Source organism: Parageobacillus sp. G301 (assembly GCF_030268025.1).
Taxonomy (GTDB): Bacteria; Bacillota; Bacilli; order Bacillales; family Anoxybacillaceae; genus Parageobacillus_B; species Parageobacillus_B toebii.
This window is the reverse complement of record NZ_BSDB01000002.1, coordinates 16,445-38,201: the sequence shown is the minus strand read 5'-3', so window position 1 is coordinate 38,201 and position 21,757 is coordinate 16,445. Positions and strand designations below refer to the sequence as shown.

The following is a 21,757-nucleotide window of genomic DNA, read 5'->3' as shown; positions in this document are numbered from 1 at the left end:
TGGTGATGGACGTTAAGGTCGGCGATATTGTTGCAAGAAAGTCGTATAACTGTGATTTATTGTTTCGTGTAATAGATGTGAAAGAAAAAGATGGGGAAAAAGAAGCGACTTTATATGGCGAAGATGTCAGACTGGTTGCCGATGCCCCATGCAGTGATTTAGTCATTATTGGTGAACGGGAACAGCAGGAAAGAAAGAAAAAGGAAATAGAGCTTATAGAACAATCGTATAAGCTATTCCGGCAAGATTACCATGTAATGAAGCAAAAAACAGAGTACCGGGCGACGGGAGGATACCGAACGGAAAAAGATTTTTTTCAAATTCCAGGGCGCGTCCTTCATTTGGACGGTGACCCTTTATATTTGCGGAAGTGTTTAGATTTATATGAACGAATCGGAGTGCCGGTATACGGAATTTATTGTGATGAAAGCGAAATGTCTGAAAAAGTCGGTGAGCTTCTTGAACGATTCCGCCCTGATATTTTAGTGATTACCGGCCATGATTCTTATTCCAAGTCAAAAGGAAAAGTAACGGATTTAAAGGCATATCGCCATTCAAAACATTTTGTACAAACAGTAAAAGAAGCACGTAAAAAAGTTCCTCATCTTGACCAGCTGATTATTTTTGCGGGGGCGTGTCAATCCCATTTTGAATCGCTTATTCGCGCCGGGGCGAATTTTGCCAGCTCCCCCGCACGCGTAAACATTCATGCGCTTGACCCAGTTTATGTCGTCTCGAGAATTAGTTTTACCCCTTTTATGGAAACGGTAGATGTTTGGGATGTACTTCGCAATACATTAACTGGAGAAAAAGGACTTGGAGGAGTAGAAACGAAAGGAGTATTGCGCACGGGAATGCCTTTTCGTTCCATTGGTGAAATGAGCGATTAACAGAGCCGCCATCAAAAAGGCGGTTTTCTTATTTTTTCTACAATTTATACATATTTTTCACATAAAAAACCATAATATACATAATAAAGAAGGATTTTGTAGAAAAATATGCATTGACAGTAACGAAAAAACACTGATATAATTTTAATTTTTTTGACTTTGAAAGGGAACTTTGTTATAATTATAAACAGTGAGGTGGATAGCGAATGCCAAAAACTTTATCCGATATTAAAAAAGCGTTGGATTCTAATATCGGCAGACGTTTGACATTGCGCGCAAACGGCGGGCGAAGAAAAACGATTGAACGATGCGGAATTTTAGCTGAAACGTATCCATCGGTATTTGTCATTGAACTCGACCAAAAAGAAAATGCGTTTGAACGGGTATCGTTTAGTTACGCTGATGTGTTAACAGAAACAGTACAATTGACGTTTTTAGATGACGATCAAGCGGGTAGGCAGTAGACATTTGTTTGCTGCTTTTTGTTTTGTCATAAATAGGTGAACATAAAGATATGCGTTTTTTTTCATACTAAAACTGTCGCGGTGGTTGAAAGGGGCTGTTGACATTGGGTCGACGTCGTGGAATTATGTCGCAGCGCTTTAAAGAAGAGTTGGCGAAAGAATTAGGCTTCTATGATGTCGTTCAAAGAGAAGGATGGGGCGCGATCCGCGCGAAAGATGCTGGAAATATGGTGAAATTAGCGATTGAAAAAGCGGAACGACAGCTAGCCGAGAACATGAAATAGCGTAAACTTGTGTAAAGGAAAACAAAAACGACCGCGACAGCCGAAGCAGCATCGCTTCGGCTTTTGTTTGATATCGTTTTCCATATTTGTTCAACATTGGCAGAGGAAATATATTTTTCTTTTTGTTCAGCAACACACATCATTTATGCTAATATGGTAAATAGATCTTATGAGAAGTTTGAAGTCGTTAAAGTAGGTGGAACGTTTGAGGTTGTTAGTCAAAGCGCCAGCAAAAATCAACTTATCATTGGACGTGTTACATAAGCGGCCGGATGGGTATCATGAAGTGAAAATGGTCATGACAACGATTGATTTGGCAGATCGGATCGAATTAATTCCACAAATGGATGATACCATACAAATTATTTCAAAAAACCGATTCGTTCCCGATGACCACCGCAACTTGGCGTATCAGGCTGCAAAGTTATTGAAAGATACATTTGCGATTAAACAAGGCATAGCGATCTCTATTACAAAAAATATTCCAGTAGCGGCGGGGCTGGCGGGAGGAAGTAGCGACGCCGCCGCGACGCTCCGAGGTTTAAATAAGCTTTGGAATTTAGGCCTTACACTGGATGAGTTAGCAGAACTAGGAGCAAAAATCGGTTCTGACGTATCATTTTGCGTTTATGGTGGAACCGCGATTGCAACAGGGCGGGGCGAAAAAATTACACCGATTCCTGCTCCACCGCCATGCTGGGTTATTTTGGCCAAACCATCGATCGGTGTTTCTACTGCTGAAGTGTATCGAAATTTAAAGGTTGATGAGATTCAGCATCCGGATGTGGACGGAATGGTAGAGGCGATTTATCGCCAAGATTATGCGGCTATTTGTAAACTGGTTGGAAACGTATTAGAGGAAGTAACATTAAAAAAATATCCAGAAGTAGCGCATATTAAAGAGCAAATGAAGCGGTTTGGAGCAGACGCGGTATTGATGAGCGGCAGCGGACCGACGGTGTTCGGGTTAGTCCAGCACGATTCAAGATTGCAGCGAATTTATAACGGACTCCGCGGTTTTTGTGATCAAGTGTTTGCTGTCCGTATATTAGGCGAACGCCATTCACTTGATTAAATACGTACATTTTTGGTATATTTACTTTAAAACATTCGGTTTTAGGAGGGCCTCTATGAAGTTAAGGCGCAGCGGCCGTTTAGTCGATATGACCCATTATCTTCTCGAACGGCCTCATCAGCTTATTCCGCTTACTTTTTTTGCAGATCGTTATGAATCGGCGAAGTCATCGATTAGTGAGGATTTAGCCATTATTAAACAAACGTTTGAACAGCAAGGAATCGGAACGATCAAAACATTGCCAGGCGCAGCGGGCGGAGTGCAATATATTCCGAAAATGTCGAAACAGGAAGCGGAAGAGATTGTTACATATTTATGTGAGCAACTATCACGCCCAGATCGGCTGTTGCCTGGCGGATATTTGTATATGACGGATATTCTTGGCGACCCTCGTATTGTGAACAAAATCGGCCGTCTATATGCGTCCATTTTTGCCGACCGGCCGGTGGATGTCGTCATGACGATTGCAACAAAAGGAATCCCGCTTGCTTATGCGGTAGCTCATTTTTTGTATGTTCCTGTCGTTATTGTCCGCCATGACAATAAAGTGACAGAAGGGTCGATGGTCAGCATTAACTATGTTTCCGGTTCTTCTAAACGTATTCAAACGATGGTGCTAGCCAAGCGGAGTTTAGCCGAAGGAGCCAATGTGTTAATCATCGATGATTTTATGAAAGCCGGCGGAACGGTAAACGGCATGGTGAATTTATTAAATGAATTTAACGCCAAACTTTCCGGCATCGGTGTTCTTGTCGAGTCGGAAGAAACGAAAGAGCGACTTGTTGATGAATATATTTCGCTCGTAAAATTATCTTCTGTCGATGTTAAAGAAAAACAAATTACCGTAAAAGCAGGAAATTATATTCATTTTATGGAATAGATAAACGAGAAAGGAGAGCAAACAAAATGAAAAAGGTAGAAACGAATAAAGCGCCGCAAGCGATCGGTCCGTATTCGCAAGGAATTATCGTCAATAACATGTTTTACAGCTCGGGGCAAATTCCGCTCACTCCTGAAGGAGAGATGGTACAAGGCGACATAAAAGCACAAACACATCAAGTATTTCAAAACTTAAAAGCCGTTTTGGAAGCGGCTGGCGCATCGCTTGATACAGTAGTCAAAACGACGGTGTTTTTGAAAAACATGGATGACTTTGCGGCAATGAATGAAGTATATAGTGAATATTTCACTAACCATAAACCGGCGCGCTCGTGCGTGGAAGTGGCGAGACTGCCAAAAGACGCGCTTGTCGAAATTGAAGTAGTCGCGTTGATTCGATAAAATTACACCACCTGCCTTTTCCCTAAACAGTCAAGGATGCTTAGTTGTGTACTAGGTAATTTTATTAGGTAATTTTATTATAAAAAATTTTCAAAAAAAGAAGGAAAAAGAGAAAACATGTGGAATAAGAATAATCAAGTCTGATATAGGGAAAAGGTGGTGAACATAATGGAAGTTACTGACGTAAGATTACGCCGCGTAAATACCGAAGGACGTATGAAAGCCATTGCCTCTATCACATTGGATAACGAATTCGTTGTCCACGATATCCGCGTCATCGATGGCAATAACGGATTGTTTGTCGCAATGCCAAGCAAGCGCACTCCAGATGGAGAATTTCGCGACATTGCACATCCGATTAACTCAGCCACGCGCGGAAAAATTCAAGAGGCAATATTAGCTGAGTATCACCGTTTAGGTAAATTGGAAGAAGAACTTGAAGAAGCTGGTGCTTCATAAAAATATGGAAAAGAGTCTGTTCTAAATGAACAGGCTCTTTTTTTTGGAAAAATGAATGTTTCCTTGAAATACACTACTAATTGAGATATATTCAATTATGGATAAAAAGGTAATTGGAGGCCTATATATGGTAAAACGATATGCGGTCATATTGGCGGCTGGACAGGGGACAAGGATGAAGTCGAAGCAATATAAAGTATTGCACCCTGTTTGCGGCAAGCCAATGGTCCAGCATGTGGTGGACCAAGTTTTACAGCTGGGAATAGAAAAGCTTATTACGGTTGTTGGATTTGGAGCAGAACAAGTAAAGGCGCAGCTTGGCGACCAAAGCGAATATGCCTTTCAGCAAGAGCAATTAGGAACGGCGCACGCGGTTATGCAGGCAGCCCCTTATTTACAGGAAAAAGATGGAGTAACGCTCGTTGTATGCGGAGATACACCGTTAATTACTGCTGAAACGATGCAAGCTTTGCTTGATCATCATCTTGCGACCAATGCAAAAGCAACGATTTTGACAGCAGTTGCAGATAACCCTGCCGGATATGGCCGCATTGTTCGCGATGCTCATGGAAATGTTGAGAAAATTGTCGAACATAAAGATGCAAGCGAACAAGAACGTGCCATCAAGGAAATTAACACAGGGACATATTGTTTCGATAACAAGTCTTTGTTTGAAGCGCTTACACATGTATCAAACAATAACGCACAAGGCGAATATTATTTAACTGATGTCATTGAAATTTTAAAATCAAATGGCAGTATCATTTCCGCATACAAAGCTCCATCTTTTGAAGAAACGATCGGGGTAAACGACCGTGTTGCCCTCGCTGAAGCAGAAAAAATTATGCGCGAGCGGATTTGTCGCAAACATATGATGAACGGGGTAACAATTATTGATCCTGCTCATACGTATATATCCGCTGAGGTGCGAATCGGCCGTGACACTGTGATTTATCCGGGTACGGTCATTGAAGGAAAAACGGTAATCGGTGAAGATTGTACGATTGGACCAAACTCGGAAATTAAAGATTGTTGGATTGGAAACGGCACAACGATTCGTCATTCCGTTGCCCATGACAGCGAAATTGGGAACGATGTCACGATTGGACCGTTTGCCCATATTCGTCCATCGTCGAAAATCGATGATGAGGTCCGCATCGGAAATTTTGTCGAAGTGAAAAAATCAACATTTGGAAAAGGAAGCAAAGCGTCGCATTTAAGCTATATCGGCGATGCGGAAGTCGGCGCCAACGTTAATCTTGGCTGTGGATCGATTACGGTAAACTATGATGGGAAAAATAAACATATAACGAAAATTGAAGATGGGGCGTTTATTGGCTGCAATGCCAATTTAATTGCTCCTGTGACGATTGGAAAAGGCGCTTATGTTGCCGCCGGTTCCACGATTACGGATGATGTTCCAGAAAACGCGTTATCGATTGCCCGCGCGCGGCAGGTAAATAAAGAGAATTATGTGGATCGTCTTTCGATCAAGAAAAATTCTTAATGGAGGTTTATCAATGTCTGAGTGTCACCACAAACTAAAACTGTTTGCGTTAAATTCTAACATGAAATTGGCGGAAGAAATTGCGGAAGTAATGGGGATTGAGTTAGGCAAATGCTCCGTCTCCCGTTTTAGCGATGGGGAAATCCAAATCAACATTGAAGAAAGCATCCGTGGTGATGATGTTTTCGTTGTTCAATCGACAAGCGTCCCGGTCAATGAGCATTTAATGGAATTATTAATCATGATTGATGCGTTAAAGCGCGCTTCCGCAAAAACGATTAATATTGTGATGCCGTATTACGGGTATGCCCGTCAAGACCGAAAAGCCCGCTCCCGCGAGCCGATTACAGCAAAATTAGTGGCAAATCTTTTAGAAACAGCAGGAGCGTCCCGCGTCATTACGCTTGATTTGCACGCGCCGCAAATTCAAGGATTTTTCGATATTCCGATTGATCATTTAATGGGAGTTCCGATTTTAGCTGAATATTTTAAAAATAAAAATCTTGATGATGTTGTTGTCGTTTCTCCAGACCATGGAGGAGTAACGCGGACACGAAAACTTGCTGACCGTTTAAAAGCGCCGATTGCGATTATTGATAAGCGCCGACCGAAGCCGAATGTGGCAGAAGTGATGAATATCGTCGGACAAGTAGCAGGGAAGACAGCGATTTTAATTGATGATATTATTGATACAGCTGGAACAATCACGTTAGCTGCGAACGCTCTAGTGGAAAATGGAGCGAAAGAAGTATATGCATGCTGTACACACCCAGTATTGTCAGGGCCGGCAATTGAGCGCATTCAAAATTCAAAAATTAAAGAACTTGTTGTAACGAATACAATTGCGTTGCCAGAAGAGAAGAAAATTGATAAAATTGTAGAGCTGTCAGTTGCACCGCTTATTGCGGAGGCAATTACACGCGTATATGAAATGAAGTCTGTCAGTGTGTTGTTTGATTAATGGAAAAGCATGTTTAGACCTTCTTGTTTTAGGATAAAGTATCAATTAGGTTCTAATTGATTCTAAAATTCTAATCAGGAAGGTGAGGAAACATGGCTGTAGTACTAGAAGCAAAAGAACGCCCAGATAAAAAACATTCCACACTTCGACGCATTCGTTTACAAGGAAATATTCCTGGAATATTATATGGGAAAAATATTGACAATAAAATGATTTTTGTTAGTGGCGCAGCACTTGAAAAAACGATCCGTGAAGGTGGGCGCCATAGCTTAATGACGCTGAAAATAGGCGAAAAAGATTATTCCGTCCTGTTGCGCGAGATCCAAAGAGATCCTCTGCGCGGCAATATTATTCACGCTGATTTTCAAGCAGTAGACATGTCGACAGAAGTAGATATTGATGTTGATGTACGCTTAATCGGCGAAGCTGCCGGAGAAAAAGACGGCGGCGTATTGCAACAAAATCTGCATCAATTAACGATCCGCGTATTGCCGGCGAATATTCCACCGTCGATTGATATTGACATTTCGCACCTTCAAATAGGCGATACGGTTACGGTGGGAGATATTAACACGGACGGAAAATACGAAATTATCGATGATCCTTCTGAAGTGATTGCGACGATCTTGCCGCCACAACAGGAGGAAGAAATTCATAGCGGCGAACAGCAAGAACCTGGTCATCCTGATGCAGAAGAGGGAAGGGAAACGACTCCAGAGTCATAATTCGGACGTAACCGTTTTCGGTTACGTCTTTTGTAGTATCATCTCAAAGAGAGGAGACCGAGTATTGAAGTTATTTGTCGGGCTTGGAAACCCAGGAAAGGAATATGAAAAAACGAGGCATAACGTTGGATTTATGGTAATTGACGAGCTTGCCAAGCGCTGGAATACTTCCTTTCAAACAACAAAATTTCATGGAATGATGGCCTCCACCGTCATTTCCGGAGAAAAAGTGGCATTATGTAAGCCGCTGACATATATGAATTTATCAGGGGAATGTGTTCGACCGTTAATGGATTACTATCACATTGATGTCGATGATATCATTGTCATATACGACGATCTTGACCTTCCCCCTGGAAAAATTCGCCTTCGCATGAAGGGAAGCTCCGGTGGACATAACGGCATTAAATCATTAATTCATCACCTAGGCACGCAAGAATTTAAACGAATTCGCATCGGGATTGGGCGCCCGGCAAATGGGCAAAAGGTAACCGATTATGTGTTGGGCCGCTTTACTAAAGAAGAAAGCGACGCGGTAATGGAAGCGATTTTACGCGCGGCGGATGCGTGTGAAAAAGCAGTGGCGACGCCATTTCTGCAAGTGATGAATGAATTTAACGCATGAATATTTTCCTCCTAATTGGTGCAAAATGAAGATATGGAATACGCCCATTAGGAGGTTTGTTGCAATGGCATTACATTATTATTGCCGGCATTGCGGAACAAAAATAGGGACGATTGATAGAGTCTCCATATATAGCGAACAATTAGGATTTCACCATTTGACAGAGGAAGAACGATTGGAGATGATTTCGTATCAACCGAATGGTGATATTCACGTAAAAACGATTTGTGAGGATTGTCAAGAGGCGCTGACGAGAAATCCGGAACTACATCAATATGAGAAATTTATACATTAGCAAGCTTTGGGCAACCAAAGCATTTTTGTATTTTTTTATCTTTCCTACACTTGAAAAAACTTTGTCCATTACGATCACTTTATTGAAAATGCGCGCATTTGCGCGCAAAATAGACGGATATAATAGATATAATAGCGGGAAATAAAAAAACGGTTTACGTTTTTATTTTGTTGAGAGGAGGGAGAATAGGGGTGCTTTCGTTGCATCGCTATTTTGTTGAGAATCAAGATGTCCGTTCCATTATCGAAGGCGTGAAAGCTAGGTTGAAAGAACAGCTTGTCGTCGGGTTATCCGGCTCTGCCCGGTCTGTTTTCATTTCGTCGTTATATAGAGAAACAGAGAGGCCGCTCTTAGTGATTGCACATAATTTGTTTCAAGCACAAAAAATATATGATGACCTTGTTCAACTGCTTGGGGCGGAAGAGGTATTTCTTTATCCAGTAAACGAAGTAATTGCTGCAGAAATGGCGATAGCCAGTCCAGAATTAAAGGCTCAGCGCTTAGAAGTGATGAATTATTGGCTGAAACATAACAAAGGTGTTGTCATTTGTCCTGTTGCCGGATTACGACGTCTACTTCCTCCTGTGTCATTATGGAGAGATCATATGTTGACATTGGAGGTTCATCATCATATAGATGTTGAACATTATAAGCAACGGTTCGTACAAATGGGATACAAGCGTGTTGCAACTGTGTCAACCCCTGGGGAGTTTAGCGTTCGCGGCGGTATTATTGATATTTATCCGTTAACGGCAGAATTTCCATATCGGATTGAGCTATTTGATACAGAAATCGAATCGATTCGTACGTTTACCGCGGATGATCAGCGTTCCCGCGATGAAGTACAACAAGTAACCATTGGACCTGCTGATGAAATGATTGTTTACGGGGAGATGCTGGAGCGGGGAATCGAACGAATTGAAGCAGGATTAGCGGAAAGCCTCAACAAATTAAAAGATGAGAAAGCCAAACAATTATTGCTAGAACATGTGTCGTCAGAGCTTGAGCAGTTAAAACAAGGGCAGGAAATTGAACAACAATATAAATATACGGCGCTCTTTTATAACGAGCCTGCTAGTTTGCTAGATTACATGCCGGAAAATGGAATATTGTTGATGGATGAAATGAGCAGATTACAAGAGATGGCAGAAAGTTTAGATAAAGAAGAAGCAGAATGGTATACAAGCTTACTTAGCGAGGGAAAAATCATCCATGATGTTCCAATTTCTCACTCTTTTTCTGAATTATTACAAAAACATCCAAAACAGCGGATTTATTTATCCATTTTTCTACGTCATGTCCCGCATACACATCCAGAAAACATTGTCAATATTTCCTGCAAGCAAATGCAAAACTTCCACGGACAAATGTCTTTACTTAAGTCTGAGCTAGAGAGATGGAAAAAAGCGAATTATGCTGTTGTATTTTTAGCACCGAATGCGGAACGGATGAAAAAACTGCAATCGGTGTTTGAAGATTACGAAATCGATGTCGCCCCGCTAAGCGATGAAGCAATGCTGATGCACGGCAAATATCAAATGCTCGAGGGAGATTTAAATACAGGATTTGAGCTGCCGATGCAAAAGCTGGCTGTGATTACAGAAGAAGAATTGTTTAAAAAGCGGGCGAAAAGACCAATTCGCCGCCAAAAATTGTCGAATGCGGAGCGGATTAAAAGTTATTCGGAGCTGCAAGTTGGCGATTACGTGGTCCATGTCAACCACGGTATCGGTAAATATTTGGGAATCGAAACATTAGAGATTAACGGTGTCCATAAAGATTATATCCATATTCAATATCAGGGCAGCGATACGTTATATGTGCCTGTGGATCAAATTGATCAAGTACAAAAATACGTTGGTTCAGAAGGAAAAGAGCCGAAAATTTATAAGTTAGGCGGGTCCGAATGGAAAAAAGTCAAAAAGAAAGTTGAATCGTCCGTCCAAGATATCGCGGAAGATTTAATTAAGCTTTATGCTGAACGTGAAGCAAGCAAAGGATACGCGTTTTCCCCGGATACAGAAATGCAGCGGGAATTTGAAGCAGCGTTTCCGTATCAGGAGACAGAAGATCAGCTGCGTTCGATTGAGGAAATTAAACGCGACATGGAGAGCGACAAGCCGATGGACCGTCTTCTTTGCGGCGACGTTGGCTACGGAAAGACGGAAGTTGCGCTGCGGGCAGCGTTTAAAGCGATTATGGACGGAAAACAAGTCGCGTTTCTTGTACCGACGACGATTTTAGCACAGCAGCATTACGAAACAGTTCGGGAGCGGTTTCAAGGATTTCCGATTAACGTTGGACTTTTAAATCGATTCCGGACGAGAAAACAGCAGGCGGAAACGATCAAAGGGCTGAAAGACGGAACGATTGATATGGTCATCGGCACGCATCGTCTATTATCGAAAGATGTGCAGTTTAAAGATTTAGGGCTTCTCATTATTGACGAAGAGCAGCGGTTTGGCGTCACCCATAAGGAAAAAATTAAACAACTTAAGGCAAATATCGATGTGTTGACATTAACGGCAACGCCAATTCCAAGAACGTTGCATATGTCCATGATCGGAGTGCGTGACCTGTCCATTATTGAAACGCCGCCAGAAAATCGTTTCCCGGTGCAAACGTATGTGATGGAATATACCCCTGAACTTATACGAGAGGCTATTGAACGAGAGCTGGCAAGAGATGGCCAAGTCTTTTTCTTATACAATCGTATCGAAGATATTGATGCCAAAGCGGAAGAAATTTCACAGCTCGTACCGGAAGCGCGTGTTACTTATGCGCACGGGCGAATGTCAGAAAATGAGTTGGAGTCCACGATGTTGGCGTTTTTAGAAGGCCAGTATGACGTGCTTGTCACAACGACGATTATTGAAACAGGTGTTGACATTCCAAATGTAAACACATTAATTGTCTATGATGCGGATCGTATGGGATTATCGCAATTGTATCAGCTGCGCGGTCGCGTCGGACGTTCTAATCGCGTTGCTTATGCGTATTTTACGTATCGGAAAGATAAAGTGCTCAATGAGGATGCTGAGAAACGTTTACAAGCAATCAAAGAATTTACCGAGCTTGGCTCAGGGTTTAAAATTGCGATGCGTGACTTATCGATTCGCGGCGCTGGGAATATATTAGGCGCGGAACAACATGGATTCATTGATTCTGTCGGCTTTGATTTATATTCACAAATGTTAAAAGAAGCAATCGAAAAACGAAAAGGAATCAAACAGGAAGAAGCAAAACCTGAAGTAACGATTGATTTAGAAGTCGACGCTTATATTCCAGATACGTATATTTCTGACGGGTTACAAAAAATTGATATGTACAAGCGTTTTAAAGCGGTGGAAACGATGGAAGACGTGGAAGCATTGCGGGATGAAATGCTTGACCGCTTTGGTGAATATCCGGATGAAGTTGCTTATTTATTCCAAATTGCGGAAATTAAAGTATATGCGAAACAAATAGGAGTAGAATCGATTAAACAACAGAAACAGCAAATTGAAATTTTATTCGATGAGAACGCATCAAAAGATGTGGAAATTCAGCGTTTATCGAAAATCGGCGGGCAATACGGTCGCTTATTTGGTTTTGGAATGGAAGGTTCCAAATTAAAAATTGTTTTATACATTAAAGAGTTCAAGCCACAAGAATGGTTAATGATTTTATACGAAACGTTAAAAGAGCTTTCTGGCGTAAAAGATGAAAAATCAATTATTGCATAAGTTTATGCTTCTAAAAGATTGTCGATAATGAATGATGGGTAATTTTATCTAAAATTGAAAAAATCACTTTCATCACGTATATAACTGGGATTATGAAGGATACTAATCACAGCAATGGTGAATTCTCCATAACAAGGATTCATCGGTGTATTCTTCAAATCCTAGGTGAAAGTGAGGGCATCTGTAGATGAAAGCAACTGGTATTGTTCGCCGAATCGATGATTTAGGAAGGGTTGTCATTCCGAAAGAAATTCGAAGAACGTTGCGTATCCGAGAAGGGGACCCGCTTGAAATATTTGTTGACCGTGACGGCGAAGTTATTTTAAAAAAATATTCGCCAATTAGTGAATTAGGTGATTTTGCAAAAGAATATGCAGAGGCGTTGTTTGACAGTTTAGGACAGCCTGTGTTGATTTGTGACAGAGACGCTTTTATTGCAGTAGCGGGTGTTTCTAAAAAAGAATATTTGAACAAAAATGTCGGTCCATTAGTGGAAAAAGCGATGGAAGAACGAAATTCTGTCCTTCACACAGAAGAAGGAGAAGCCGAACTCGTTGACGGAGTTTCCGAAATGTTAAAATCGTATACAATTGGACCGATTGTAGCAAACGGAGACCCGATTGGCGCCGTTGTCATTTTATCAAAAGATAAAGTGCTTGGTGAAGTAGAACATAAAGCAGTCGAAACAGCTGCTAGCTTCTTAGCTCGACAAATGGAGCAATAGTGGACAATAAAAAAACATGAATAAAAAGGCAGCCTGCTATGCTGCCTTTTTCTTTTGCGTTATAATAGCAAACGTTATAAGTTTGACGTGTGGAATACTGCAATTACTAGAAACCATCGATAAGACTCGTGGGGAGAATCCAACATGCGGAAGGAGAAACGCGATGAGATCGCCGGAAGAGAGAATATGGAGGGGGGCGGCCGTCTTAACCATTGCCGCCTTTGTGACGAAGATATTGAGCGCTTTTTATCGCATTCCGTATCAAAATATTGTTGGTGATGTCGGTTTTTATATTTATCAACAAGTTTATCCGATTTACGGCATTGTCATGTCGTTAGCGTTATATGGCTATCCTATTGTCATTTCAAAGTTAGTGGCAGAGCGTGCAGCAGAACATGACGAAAAAGGTGTTATTTTTGTTTTGCAAGTTTCGCTTTTGTTTTTATGTTCGCTCGGCTTGCTTATTTTTTCTATTCTCTATATAGGAGCGAAACAAATCGCGATATGGATGGGAGATGGGGAACTCGCGCCGCTTGTTCGCCTCCTTTCTTTTTCGTTTTTACTATTTCCGTTTATCGCTTTGTTGCGCGGTTATTTTCAAGGTAATCACAATATGATTCCAACCGCTGTTTCTCAAGTTGGAGAACAGTTTGTACGTGTAACAACGATTATTTTCTTGTCGTATTGGTTTATCAAAAGCGGACGCAACGCATATGAAGCTGGAGCAGCCGCAATGTTTGGTGCATTCGCCGGGGGATTGACCGCACTTCTTTTATTGACAGCGTATTGGATGAGAAGAAAAAATAGAGGGAAAATACATATAGCAGTGAAAAGCGCGGATACAAAGCGCATTGTTTCTTATTTGTTCATCGAAGGGTTTATTATTTGTGTTACAAACACGGTATTAACGCTCACTCAACTGGTGGACTCTTTTTCCCTATTATCATTGCTTGTTGAACGCGGCAAGGAAAGTCTCGAACAAGCGAAAATATGGAAGGGAATTTACGATCGTGGACAACCTTTGATCCAGCTTGGCACCGTGGTTGCCACTTCCTTTTCGCTGACGCTTGTTCCGCTCATTTCCGGAGCGAGAAAACGCAATGACGAACCATTTATTTATGAAAAAACGGATTTGTCATTACGCATCGCCATTGTCATCGGATTAGGAGCTGCATTAGGATTGATGTGTCTCATCCGTCCTGTGAACGTGATGTTATTTGAAAATGATCTTGGTTCACTTCCGCTGGCAATTTTGGCTGCCTCGATTTTCTTTACGACATTAGCGCTTACGCTTTCGGCGTTATTGCAAGGCATGGGGTATGAATGGATTGCAGTAGCGGGAGTATGTGTAGCGGTAGCAGGAAAAACTGCATGCAATTGGCTATTAATACCTTTATTTGGAACAACCGGTGCAGCCGTTGCTACGACGTTGTCTTATGCCGCAATGGCATGCTTTTTGTATGTCATGTTGCAACGAAAGTTACATATTCGCTTTCGAAAGAAAACGTATTTATATCCTGTTATGAAATCAGCGATAGCGATGGTCGTTGTTTTGCAGTTATACACAATGATTGCAGAAAGGTGGATCGACAGCCGCTTGTTCGCGACTGGTGAAGCGCTAGTCGGAGTGCTGCTTGGAGGCGCTACGTATATTATAATGGTCATAAAAGGAAATGTATTCTCACAACAAGAATTATCATTTTTCCCATTTGGAAACAAACTACGTTTATTATTAGAAACAGGTGATGGACGATGAATACGATTTATATTTTCGGTTTAGGCGCTGGCGACATTGAGCAGCTGCCGTTAGGTGTATATCGAAAGTTAAAGACGGCTTCTCCGCTTTTTTTACGTACAAAGGAACATCCGGTTGTCGCTGCGTTAGAGGACGAGGGAGTTTCGTTTACATCCTTTGACTCCATTTACGAAAAACATGAACAATTTGAAGACGTATATGAGGAAATGACGGCCATTTTATTGGAACAAGTAAAAGAACGTGATATATTTTATGCCGTTCCTGGTCATCCGCTTGTGGCAGAAAAGACCGTGCAGCTTTTGTTAGAAGCAGAGCGGCGAAAGGAATGCCGCGTCGTCATCGAGGGAGGCCAAAGCTTTTTAGATGCTTTGTTTACAACGTTAAAAATTGATCCGATCGAAGGGTTTCAGCTTATTGACGCCACATCGTTTCAAGGAGATGAATGGCAATTAACAAAGCATACGATTTTTTGCCAAGTATACGATTCGTTTATTGCCTCTGAGGTGAAATTGACATTAATGGAGCAGCTTCCTGATGATTATCCTGTCTACATCGTAACAGCGGCGGGAAGCAAGGAAGAGAAAGTAACGAAAATTCCATTATACGAGCTGGACCGCGCTGTGACATTGAACAATTTAACGAGTGTATATGTCCCGCCTGTTCGTGAGGAGAAACTGCTTTATCACCGTTTTGAAACGTTGCGGCGCGTCATTGCGACATTAAGAGGGCCGAACGGCTGCCCGTGGGATCGCAAGCAAACACATGAATCGCTCAAACGATATTTGCTTGAAGAAACATATGAACTGTTTGAAGCGATCGATGAAAATGATGATGAACATATGATCGAGGAACTTGGCGATGTGCTCTTGCAAGTCATGCTTCATGCGCAAATTGGTGAAGATGAAGGAATGTTTTCCATTGATGACGTCATTCGCGGGATTACAGAAAAAATGATTCGCCGCCATCCACATGTATTTGGTGACATTATCGTTGAAAATGCAGAACAGGTTGTAGAAAATTGGCAACGGATTAAAGAAAAAGAAAAGAAAGACAGCTCTAATTCCTTGCTTGATGCCGTTCCGAAAAGCTTGCCAAATATTTTAAAAGCGTATGAATTTCAAAAAAAGGCGGCAAAAGTAGGGTTCGATTGGGACGATGTCAAACCGATGTGGGAAAAAGTAGAAGAAGAAATTGCCGAATTTAAGCGAGAGACGTTGGCGGAACAAAATACCCGTTCTCGTCTCATTAGCGAATTTGGCGATATTTTATTTGCGCTTATCAATATTGCCCGCTATTATGACATCAATCCAGAGGAAGCGTTGCATTCAACAAACAAAAAATTTTATCAGCGCTTTTCCTATATAGAAGCGCAGGCGAGAAAGCGCGGCGTAGCGCTTACATCGTTGTCGCTTGCAGAGTTAGACCGTTTTTGGGAAGAGGCAAAAGAAAAAGGATGGTAAAGGGGAGAGACGTATATGCGTTTAGATAAATTTTTAAAAGTTTCCCGTCTTATTAAACGCCGCACATTAGCGAAAGAAGTAGCGGATCAAGGGCGTATTACGATTAACGGCGCCGTTGCGAAAGCAAGCTCTACAGTGAAAGTTGGCGATGAATTAACGATTCAATTCGGACAGAAGAAGCTAACGGTGAAAGTGACTGATTTGAAGGAAACGACAAAAAAAGAGGAAGCGGCTAGTTTGTATGAAGTGATTCGAGAAGAACAGATCGATGCCGCGATGAAAGAGTAATGGATAGCTTCAATTTATACGGATAGGCTTGTTCTAAAATTTCCCCTGCATTCATACATATGGTACAAACGCGGATAGGAAATAGACTCTCATTTGACTCGATTTCAATATGAATGCGGGGGATGAACATGAGCCAACATTATGATTTTGGAGGCAATACGAATAAAGGTCCTGTCCAAGAGCATGACGTCATTATGCGGGGGAGAAGACTCCTTGATATTACGGGAGTAAAGCAAGTGGAAAGTTTTGATAATGAGGAATTTTTGCTTGAAACGGTGATGGGATTTTTATCGATTCGCGGACAAAATTTGCAAATGAAAAACTTAGACGTGGATAAAGGGGTCGTTTCGATTAAAGGGAGAATTTTTGACCTTGTTTATTTAGATGACCATCAGGAGAAGGCTAAAGGATTCTTTAGCAAGTTGTTCAAATGAGTTTAACGACGCAGCTGGCGACAATGCTGGCGATGATCGGAATGGGCAGCTGGCTTGGCGCCGCGCTCGATACGTATAACCGTTTTTTACAACGACAGGACCGCGCCCATTGGATCGTTTTTATTAATGATATTTTATTTTGGATTGTTCAAGGTTTGATTATTTTTTACGTTTTACTGCTCGTCAATGAAGGCGAGCTGCGCTTTTATATTTTTCTAGCGATTTTATGCGGATATGCTGCTTATCAAAGTTTGTTTCGTATGATATATTTAAAAGTGCTTGAATGGGCGATTTGGTTTGCGGTGCGGTTATACCGATTTTTTGTTCAGTTGTGCTATTATTTCATCGTTCGCCCGATTCAATTGCTTTTTCAAGCATTATTGGCACTTTCGTTTTTTGTATGGAAATTATTTTTCTCTTTCCTTCATATTTTGTATCAATGCGTAAAGATATTATTTGCTCCGGTTCGCTGGATTGGCTTTATGATTTGGAGAGGAGTTCCAAAACATTGGAAAGAGCCGCTAGAAAAAATTTTCAGCTATTTAGCAGGAATTATTCGCCAAGTGAAGAATATGAAAGATAGTCTCATAAAACGGCGAAAGTAAGGGTGGAGGTGTGAAAACAGTGAGCGTACCGCATAAAACAAATGTAACAAAGTTACAATCTTCGTACATATCAGCTCAGGAAGAAAAAAGGGAGAAAGCATCGAGAAGACGACGAATCGCCGTCGTTCGTTTTACGTTTTTTAGCGTTGTATTAGCAGCGCTATCTTCGATATTTTTTTACACCCTCCACTCTCAATCAAAAGACATTGAAGCGAAATTAGCAGATAAAAAGCAGCTTGAGCAGCAGTTAGACAAGCTCGAAAAACAGCAAAAACACCTGAAAGAGGAAATTAAAAAATTGCATGATGATGAATATATCGCTGAGTTAGCGAGAAAAAAATATTATTTATCGAAGGATGGAGAGATTATTTTTGTTGTCCCTGAAAAATAATCTTTTGTCTTACGATGCTCGATAAATTCGGGCGCTCGCCTTATTGACACTTGTTTTTTACATTCGTTATAATAAAGAAAATAATTTTGAAAGTTTTTTAAGGAGGAGCACTTTTTTTATGTCAATTGAAGTAGGCAGCAAGTTACAAGGCAGAGTAACGGGGATTACGAAATTCGGAGCGTTTGTGGAGCTGCCAGAAGGTGTAACTGGACTAGTTCATATTAGTGAGGTAGCAGATAATTACGTAAAGGATATTAATGATCATCTTAAAGTTGGAGATATCGTTAATGTCAAGGTCATTAACGTAGAGAAAGATGGAAAAATTGGTTTATCCATTAAAAAAGCAAAAGATACGCAACCTTCGCAGCGTCCACGCTATAAGGCCAATGATCGAGCCGCAACAGAAAGCTTTGAACAAAAAATCAGCCGCTTTCTTAAAGAAAGTGAAGATCGTCTAGCATCTCTTAGACGCCATATGGAATCAAAGCGGGGAGGTCGTGGCGCGAGACGTGGGTAACTTGCTGCTGAATGTATGAGATTGATTATAAGATGAATGAATAACGGCTAAAAAGCATCCACGGTGATGGATGCTTTTTCTTATTTAAGCGAAAAGGCAGATATGTTTTGCCGTTCGTGTATGCGGAATTTTTTATATTGTTTCACAACAAATTTTTCTAATATATTTCCTATAGAAAAGCTATTGACAATAACATGTTTTATCATTATTATAAGAAATGTTGTTGCGTGGCGGCGTAGCTCAGCTGGCTAGAGCGTACGGTTCATACCCGTGAGGTCGGGGGTTCGATTCCCTCCGCCGCTACCATATGAGGCCCGTTGGTCAAGTGGTTAAGACACCGCCCTTTCACGGCGGTAACACGGGTTCGAATCCCGTACGGGTCACTAAAAAACGAGGGCGTTTCTCGAAAGAGAGGCGCCCTCGTTTTTTTATGTTTTTGGGAATTTATCTTTTTTTGCCGAGAAGGCCCCTGCCTCTAAGCAGCGCATAGATGGGGGATGAATCGGCATTTTTTGTTTTTTTAGTAATCTTAATAGTTGAAAAACGTTCTTCTTCTATCATAAATGAACGGAGGAGGTTCTTGGGACCTTTGAGCAACAACAGCCAAAGGAAACAAGAATCCCCCACTTCCACCGTCATTAGCCGGTAAGTGGGGATAGTTCAATGTGAACTTATGGCATGTTAGCAAGAAATACGTCGAACGGTTTTTTTGGTTGCTTTTCTTTTTTTGACAAACTTTTGACTATTGGAAATGTATAATAGGAGCAACAGAAAAACAAAGGAGTGGGATCGGAGTGGAAAGAGTAGAAAGAGTAGAAAGAAGGGTTATGAATCAATTTTCAGAAGTGCCTATTCATGAGACACAAGCTGTGTTGTCGCGGTGGGTGCGCCATGTGAAATTGCGAGTCGGACATTTATTTATCCATAAGGGGTTTCTTCTTCTTATTATCGGTTTTCTGCTTGGACGAGCTCTTATTCTATCCAAGCTAACTCCATTTGCCTTGCCGTTTTTTGCCGCTGTTTATATGTTGCGCCGCGATAAAGCAGCATTAGCATTTATTGCATTGCTTGCAGGTTCACTTACTCTATCGTTTGAGGCAACGATATTTACATTTGTCGGAATATTCGGTTTCCTAGTTGTAAGCGCATTTATAAGGAAGTTTTTTAGTGAGTCGTTAAAAATGGTGCCTTTTGTTGTATTTTGTCTATCATTTTCTACAAAATTAGCCATTTTCTATTATTTGTTAGGAAATAGGACGTTATATGAAGCAATGATGGCGTTTGTCGAAGCGGGACTCGCATTTGTATTGACACTTATTTTTATTCAAAGCATCCCGTTGTTAACGATTCGCAAATATAAACAAGCGTTAAGAGCTGAAGAAATTATTTCGCTCATTATTTTAATTGCGTCGATGTTAACGGGGATGATCGGTTGGACGTTCTATGGACTTTCGCTTGAACATGTAATGTCCCGCTATCTTGTGTTAATTTTTGCGTTTGTGGCAGGAGGGACGATCGGCTCTACAGTAGGAGTAGTAACAGGGCTTATTTTAAGTTTAGCAAACATCGGTAATTTATACGAAATGAGTTTGTTAGCGTTTGCTGGTCTTTTAGGAGGTTTATTAAAAGAAGGAAAGAAAGCCGGCGTGTCTTTCGGATTGCTCATCGCTACCTTGCTGATTGGCTTATATGGGAGCGGTAAAGCGGAAATTGTCCCAACAGTGATGGAGTCGTTCTTGGCGATAATTCTATTTGCATTTACGTCTCGTTCATTAACGGAAAAAATCGCAAAACTTATTCCTGGTACAGCAGAATATGCCAATGAACAGCAGCAGTATGTCCGCAAAATTCGCGATGTGACCGCACAGCGCGTTTCCCAATTTTCGCACGTATTTCAAGCTCTGGCCAATAGTTTTTCAACGGAGAGTCTAACTTCTTCTGAAGATTATAGCGAACGGGAAATTGATTACTTTTTAAGCGATATTACGGAAAAAACGTGCCAAACTTGCTTTAAAAAAGAACAATGTTGGTCATACAACTTTGATACAACATATGAATATATGAAGCAAATTATGCTAGAAGCGGATGCGGGAATTTTGGAGCATAACCATAAACTATTGCGAGAATGGGACAGCCATTGCGTAAAAGCAAGCAAAGTAGTCGACATGATCGAAAAAGACGTGACACTTTATCAAGCGAATCGCAAACTGCGCAAACAAATGAATGAAAGCAGAAAGTTGGTTGCCGAACAACTGTTGGGCGTCTCGCAAGTGATGGAAGATTTCGCAAAGGAAATTCAGCGGGAGCGTGAAAATCATTATTTGCAGGAGGAACAAATCTTTCACGCCTTGCAAGAATTCGGTATTGAAATCGGACATGTTGATATTTATAGCTTAGAAAAAGGAAATATCGATATTGAAATGAGTATTCCATATTGTGAAGGCCGCGGCGAATGTGAAAAATTAATTGCGCCGATGCTATCCGATATTTTAGGAGAAACGATTGTGGTAAAACGCGAGGAATGCGCCGCTTACCCGAACGGTTATTGCCGAGTAGCATTCGGCTCATCAAAAGCGTTCGTCGTAGAAACAGGCGTGGCGTTTGCGGCAAAAGGCGGCGGTCTTGTTTCAGGCGATAGCTATTCCATGATTGAACTTGGATCAGGAAAATATGCGATTGCGATCAGTGATGGAATGGGAAATGGAGAGCGTGCACATAACGAAAGCAATGAAACGCTGCGTCTCTTACAAGAAATTTTACAAACAGGGATTGATGAATCTATTGCCATTAAATCCGTTAATTCCATTTTATCATTGCGGACGACAGAAGATATGTTTTCTACATTAGATTTAGCCATTATTGATTTGCAAAACGCTGTCACGAAGTTTTTAAAAGTCGGTTCCACGCCGAGTTTTGTCAAACGCGGGGATAAAGTTATGAAAATTGAGGCAAGCAATTTGCCAATCGGAATTATTAAAGAAGCGGACTTTGAGATTGTCAGTGAACAATTAAAGGCGGGGGACTTGCTTATTATGATGAGCGATGGGGTGTTCGAAGGGCCGCCTCACGTAGAAAATTATGATTTATGGATGAAGCGGAAAATTAAAGAATTGAAAACGAACGACCCGCAAGAAGTGGCAGACTTAATTATGGAAGAAGTGATCCGAAGCCGTTCTGGAAGAATTGAAGACGACATGACGGTAGTCGTTGCGAAGATTAAGCATAACACACCAAAATGGGCGACGATTCCAGCTTATATGTATACAAAAAAAGCGCAATAATGGTATAAAA

The 21,757-nt window shown here is 41.3% G+C and carries 22 protein-coding genes and 2 tRNA genes; all 24 read left to right on the top strand.

The features are described from left to right. Positions 1-5: 5 nt before the first annotated feature. The 24 genes from yabG (at position 6) to spoIIE (ending at position 21,747) form a co-directional block, all read left to right on the top strand. Complete coding sequence (yabG, locus tag QSJ37_RS08915; RefSeq protein ID WP_285754828.1) at positions 6-890, top strand: sporulation peptidase YabG; 885 nt, start codon at positions 6-8, stop codon at positions 888-890. Between the two features lie 206 nt (positions 891-1,096). Then, the gene (veg, locus tag QSJ37_RS08910; protein WP_285754827.1) at positions 1,097-1,354 is read left to right on the top strand and encodes a biofilm formation stimulator Veg; all 258 of its coding nucleotides are present in this window, start codon (positions 1,097-1,099) and stop codon (positions 1,352-1,354) included. A gap of 104 nt (positions 1,355-1,458) precedes the next feature. Next, entirely contained in the window at positions 1,459-1,638 is a 180-nt protein-coding gene (locus tag QSJ37_RS08905; RefSeq protein WP_041269542.1) for a small, acid-soluble spore protein, alpha/beta type, read from the top strand. A gap of 205 nt (positions 1,639-1,843) precedes the next feature. Continuing rightward, on the top strand, positions 1,844-2,713 hold the full coding sequence (gene ispE / locus QSJ37_RS08900; RefSeq protein ID WP_285754826.1) for a 4-(cytidine 5'-diphospho)-2-C-methyl-D-erythritol kinase: 870 nt from the start codon (positions 1,844-1,846) through the stop codon (positions 2,711-2,713). Between the two features lie 55 nt (positions 2,714-2,768). Continuing rightward, positions 2,769-3,593, top strand: a complete 825-nt coding sequence (purR, locus tag QSJ37_RS08895) for a pur operon repressor (protein WP_012748821.1) — start codon at positions 2,769-2,771, stop codon at positions 3,591-3,593. 26 nt (positions 3,594-3,619) lie between these two features. After that, positions 3,620-3,994: a RidA family protein gene (locus tag QSJ37_RS08890; RefSeq protein ID WP_062677415.1), complete on the top strand. Its 375-nt coding sequence runs from the start codon at positions 3,620-3,622 to the stop codon at positions 3,992-3,994. Positions 3,995-4,162: 168 nt separating this feature from the next. Next, on the top strand, positions 4,163-4,453 hold the full coding sequence (gene spoVG / locus QSJ37_RS08885; protein ID WP_003247437.1) for a septation regulator SpoVG: 291 nt from the start codon (positions 4,163-4,165) through the stop codon (positions 4,451-4,453). 127 nt (positions 4,454-4,580) lie between these two features. Then, positions 4,581-5,960: a bifunctional UDP-N-acetylglucosamine diphosphorylase/glucosamine-1-phosphate N-acetyltransferase GlmU gene (gene glmU, locus QSJ37_RS08880; protein ID WP_285754825.1), complete on the top strand. Its 1,380-nt coding sequence runs from the start codon at positions 4,581-4,583 to the stop codon at positions 5,958-5,960. Between the two features lie 13 nt (positions 5,961-5,973). Then, complete coding sequence (locus QSJ37_RS08875) at positions 5,974-6,921, top strand: ribose-phosphate diphosphokinase (protein WP_285754824.1); 948 nt, start codon at positions 5,974-5,976, stop codon at positions 6,919-6,921. A gap of 92 nt (positions 6,922-7,013) precedes the next feature. Beyond that, positions 7,014-7,646 carry a 50S ribosomal protein L25/general stress protein Ctc gene (locus QSJ37_RS08870; RefSeq protein ID WP_285754823.1) on the top strand — a complete coding sequence of 211 codons (633 nt, stop codon included), beginning with the start codon at positions 7,014-7,016 and terminating at the stop codon, positions 7,644-7,646. A gap of 64 nt (positions 7,647-7,710) precedes the next feature. Then, positions 7,711-8,271 (top strand): aminoacyl-tRNA hydrolase, encoded by a 561-nt coding sequence (gene pth, locus QSJ37_RS08865; protein WP_285754822.1) that lies wholly within the window; start codon positions 7,711-7,713, stop codon positions 8,269-8,271. Between the two features lie 64 nt (positions 8,272-8,335). Continuing rightward, positions 8,336-8,566, top strand: a complete 231-nt coding sequence (gene fin / locus QSJ37_RS08860) for an anti-sigma-F factor Fin (protein WP_012748827.1) — start codon at positions 8,336-8,338, stop codon at positions 8,564-8,566. A 191-nt stretch (positions 8,567-8,757) separates the two neighbouring features. Then, complete coding sequence (mfd, locus tag QSJ37_RS08855) at positions 8,758-12,291, top strand: transcription-repair coupling factor (RefSeq protein WP_285754821.1); 3,534 nt, start codon at positions 8,758-8,760, stop codon at positions 12,289-12,291. 187 nt (positions 12,292-12,478) lie between these two features. Beyond that, positions 12,479-13,015, top strand: coding sequence for a stage V sporulation protein T (gene spoVT / locus QSJ37_RS08850; protein ID WP_285754820.1), 537 nt, complete (start codon positions 12,479-12,481; stop codon positions 13,013-13,015). 163 nt (positions 13,016-13,178) lie between these two features. Next, positions 13,179-14,771, top strand: a complete 1,593-nt coding sequence (locus QSJ37_RS08845; RefSeq protein ID WP_285754819.1) for a putative polysaccharide biosynthesis protein — start codon at positions 13,179-13,181, stop codon at positions 14,769-14,771. Then, positions 14,768-16,231, top strand: a complete 1,464-nt coding sequence (gene yabN / locus QSJ37_RS08840) for a bifunctional methyltransferase/pyrophosphohydrolase YabN (protein WP_285754818.1) — start codon at positions 14,768-14,770, stop codon at positions 16,229-16,231. Before QSJ37_RS08845 ends, yabN begins: the two co-directional genes overlap by 4 nt. A 15-nt stretch (positions 16,232-16,246) precedes the next feature. Continuing rightward, positions 16,247-16,519 (top strand): RNA-binding S4 domain-containing protein, encoded by a 273-nt coding sequence (locus QSJ37_RS08835; RefSeq protein WP_285754817.1) that lies wholly within the window; start codon positions 16,247-16,249, stop codon positions 16,517-16,519. 128 nt (positions 16,520-16,647) lie between these two features. Next, entirely contained in the window at positions 16,648-16,953 is a 306-nt protein-coding gene (yabP, locus tag QSJ37_RS08830) for a sporulation protein YabP (RefSeq protein WP_003247459.1), read from the top strand. After that, on the top strand, positions 16,950-17,558 hold the full coding sequence (gene yabQ / locus QSJ37_RS08825; protein ID WP_285754816.1) for a spore cortex biosynthesis protein YabQ: 609 nt from the start codon (positions 16,950-16,952) through the stop codon (positions 17,556-17,558). Before yabP ends, yabQ begins: the two co-directional genes overlap by 4 nt. 19 nt (positions 17,559-17,577) lie before the next feature. Next, positions 17,578-17,949, top strand: coding sequence for an FtsB family cell division protein (locus QSJ37_RS08820; protein ID WP_285754815.1), 372 nt, complete (start codon positions 17,578-17,580; stop codon positions 17,947-17,949). 118 nt (positions 17,950-18,067) lie between these two features. Next, on the top strand, positions 18,068-18,466 hold the full coding sequence (locus QSJ37_RS08815; RefSeq protein WP_285754814.1) for a S1 domain-containing RNA-binding protein: 399 nt from the start codon (positions 18,068-18,070) through the stop codon (positions 18,464-18,466). A gap of 229 nt (positions 18,467-18,695) precedes the next feature. After that, a tRNA-Met gene (locus QSJ37_RS08810) sits at positions 18,696-18,772 on the top strand. A gap of 5 nt (positions 18,773-18,777) precedes the next feature. Then, a tRNA-Glu gene (locus tag QSJ37_RS08805) sits at positions 18,778-18,849 on the top strand. A gap of 411 nt (positions 18,850-19,260) precedes the next feature. Continuing rightward, positions 19,261-21,747 (top strand): stage II sporulation protein E, encoded by a 2,487-nt coding sequence (gene spoIIE / locus QSJ37_RS08800; protein WP_285754813.1) that lies wholly within the window; start codon positions 19,261-19,263, stop codon positions 21,745-21,747. Positions 21,748-21,757: the final 10 nt, after the last annotated feature.

What these genes read in the sequence shown, in the direction of transcription:
- yabG (WP_285754828.1), top strand. Translation starts at nt 6, where the DNA reads ATGGACGTTAAGGTCGGCGATATTGTTGCAAGAAAGTCGTATAACTGT.
- veg (WP_285754827.1), top strand. Translation starts at nt 1,097, where the DNA reads ATGCCAAAAACTTTATCCGATATTAAAAAAGCGTTGGATTCTAATATC.
- purR (WP_012748821.1), top strand. Translation starts at nt 2,769, where the DNA reads ATGAAGTTAAGGCGCAGCGGCCGTTTAGTCGATATGACCCATTATCTT.
- QSJ37_RS08890 (WP_062677415.1), top strand. Translation starts at nt 3,620, where the DNA reads ATGAAAAAGGTAGAAACGAATAAAGCGCCGCAAGCGATCGGTCCGTAT.
- spoVG (WP_003247437.1), top strand. Translation starts at nt 4,163, where the DNA reads ATGGAAGTTACTGACGTAAGATTACGCCGCGTAAATACCGAAGGACGT.
- glmU (WP_285754825.1), top strand. Translation starts at nt 4,581, where the DNA reads ATGGTAAAACGATATGCGGTCATATTGGCGGCTGGACAGGGGACAAGG.
- QSJ37_RS08875 (WP_285754824.1), top strand. Translation starts at nt 5,974, where the DNA reads ATGTCTGAGTGTCACCACAAACTAAAACTGTTTGCGTTAAATTCTAAC.
- QSJ37_RS08870 (WP_285754823.1), top strand. Translation starts at nt 7,014, where the DNA reads ATGGCTGTAGTACTAGAAGCAAAAGAACGCCCAGATAAAAAACATTCC.
- fin (WP_012748827.1), top strand. Translation starts at nt 8,336, where the DNA reads ATGGCATTACATTATTATTGCCGGCATTGCGGAACAAAAATAGGGACG.
- spoVT (WP_285754820.1), top strand. Translation starts at nt 12,479, where the DNA reads ATGAAAGCAACTGGTATTGTTCGCCGAATCGATGATTTAGGAAGGGTT.
- QSJ37_RS08845 (WP_285754819.1), top strand. Translation starts at nt 13,179, where the DNA reads ATGAGATCGCCGGAAGAGAGAATATGGAGGGGGGCGGCCGTCTTAACC.
- yabN (WP_285754818.1), top strand. Translation starts at nt 14,768, where the DNA reads ATGAATACGATTTATATTTTCGGTTTAGGCGCTGGCGACATTGAGCAG.
- QSJ37_RS08835 (WP_285754817.1), top strand. Translation starts at nt 16,247, where the DNA reads ATGCGTTTAGATAAATTTTTAAAAGTTTCCCGTCTTATTAAACGCCGC.
- yabP (WP_003247459.1), top strand. Translation starts at nt 16,648, where the DNA reads ATGAGCCAACATTATGATTTTGGAGGCAATACGAATAAAGGTCCTGTC.
- yabQ (WP_285754816.1), top strand. Translation starts at nt 16,950, where the DNA reads ATGAGTTTAACGACGCAGCTGGCGACAATGCTGGCGATGATCGGAATG.
- QSJ37_RS08815 (WP_285754814.1), top strand. Translation starts at nt 18,068, where the DNA reads ATGTCAATTGAAGTAGGCAGCAAGTTACAAGGCAGAGTAACGGGGATT.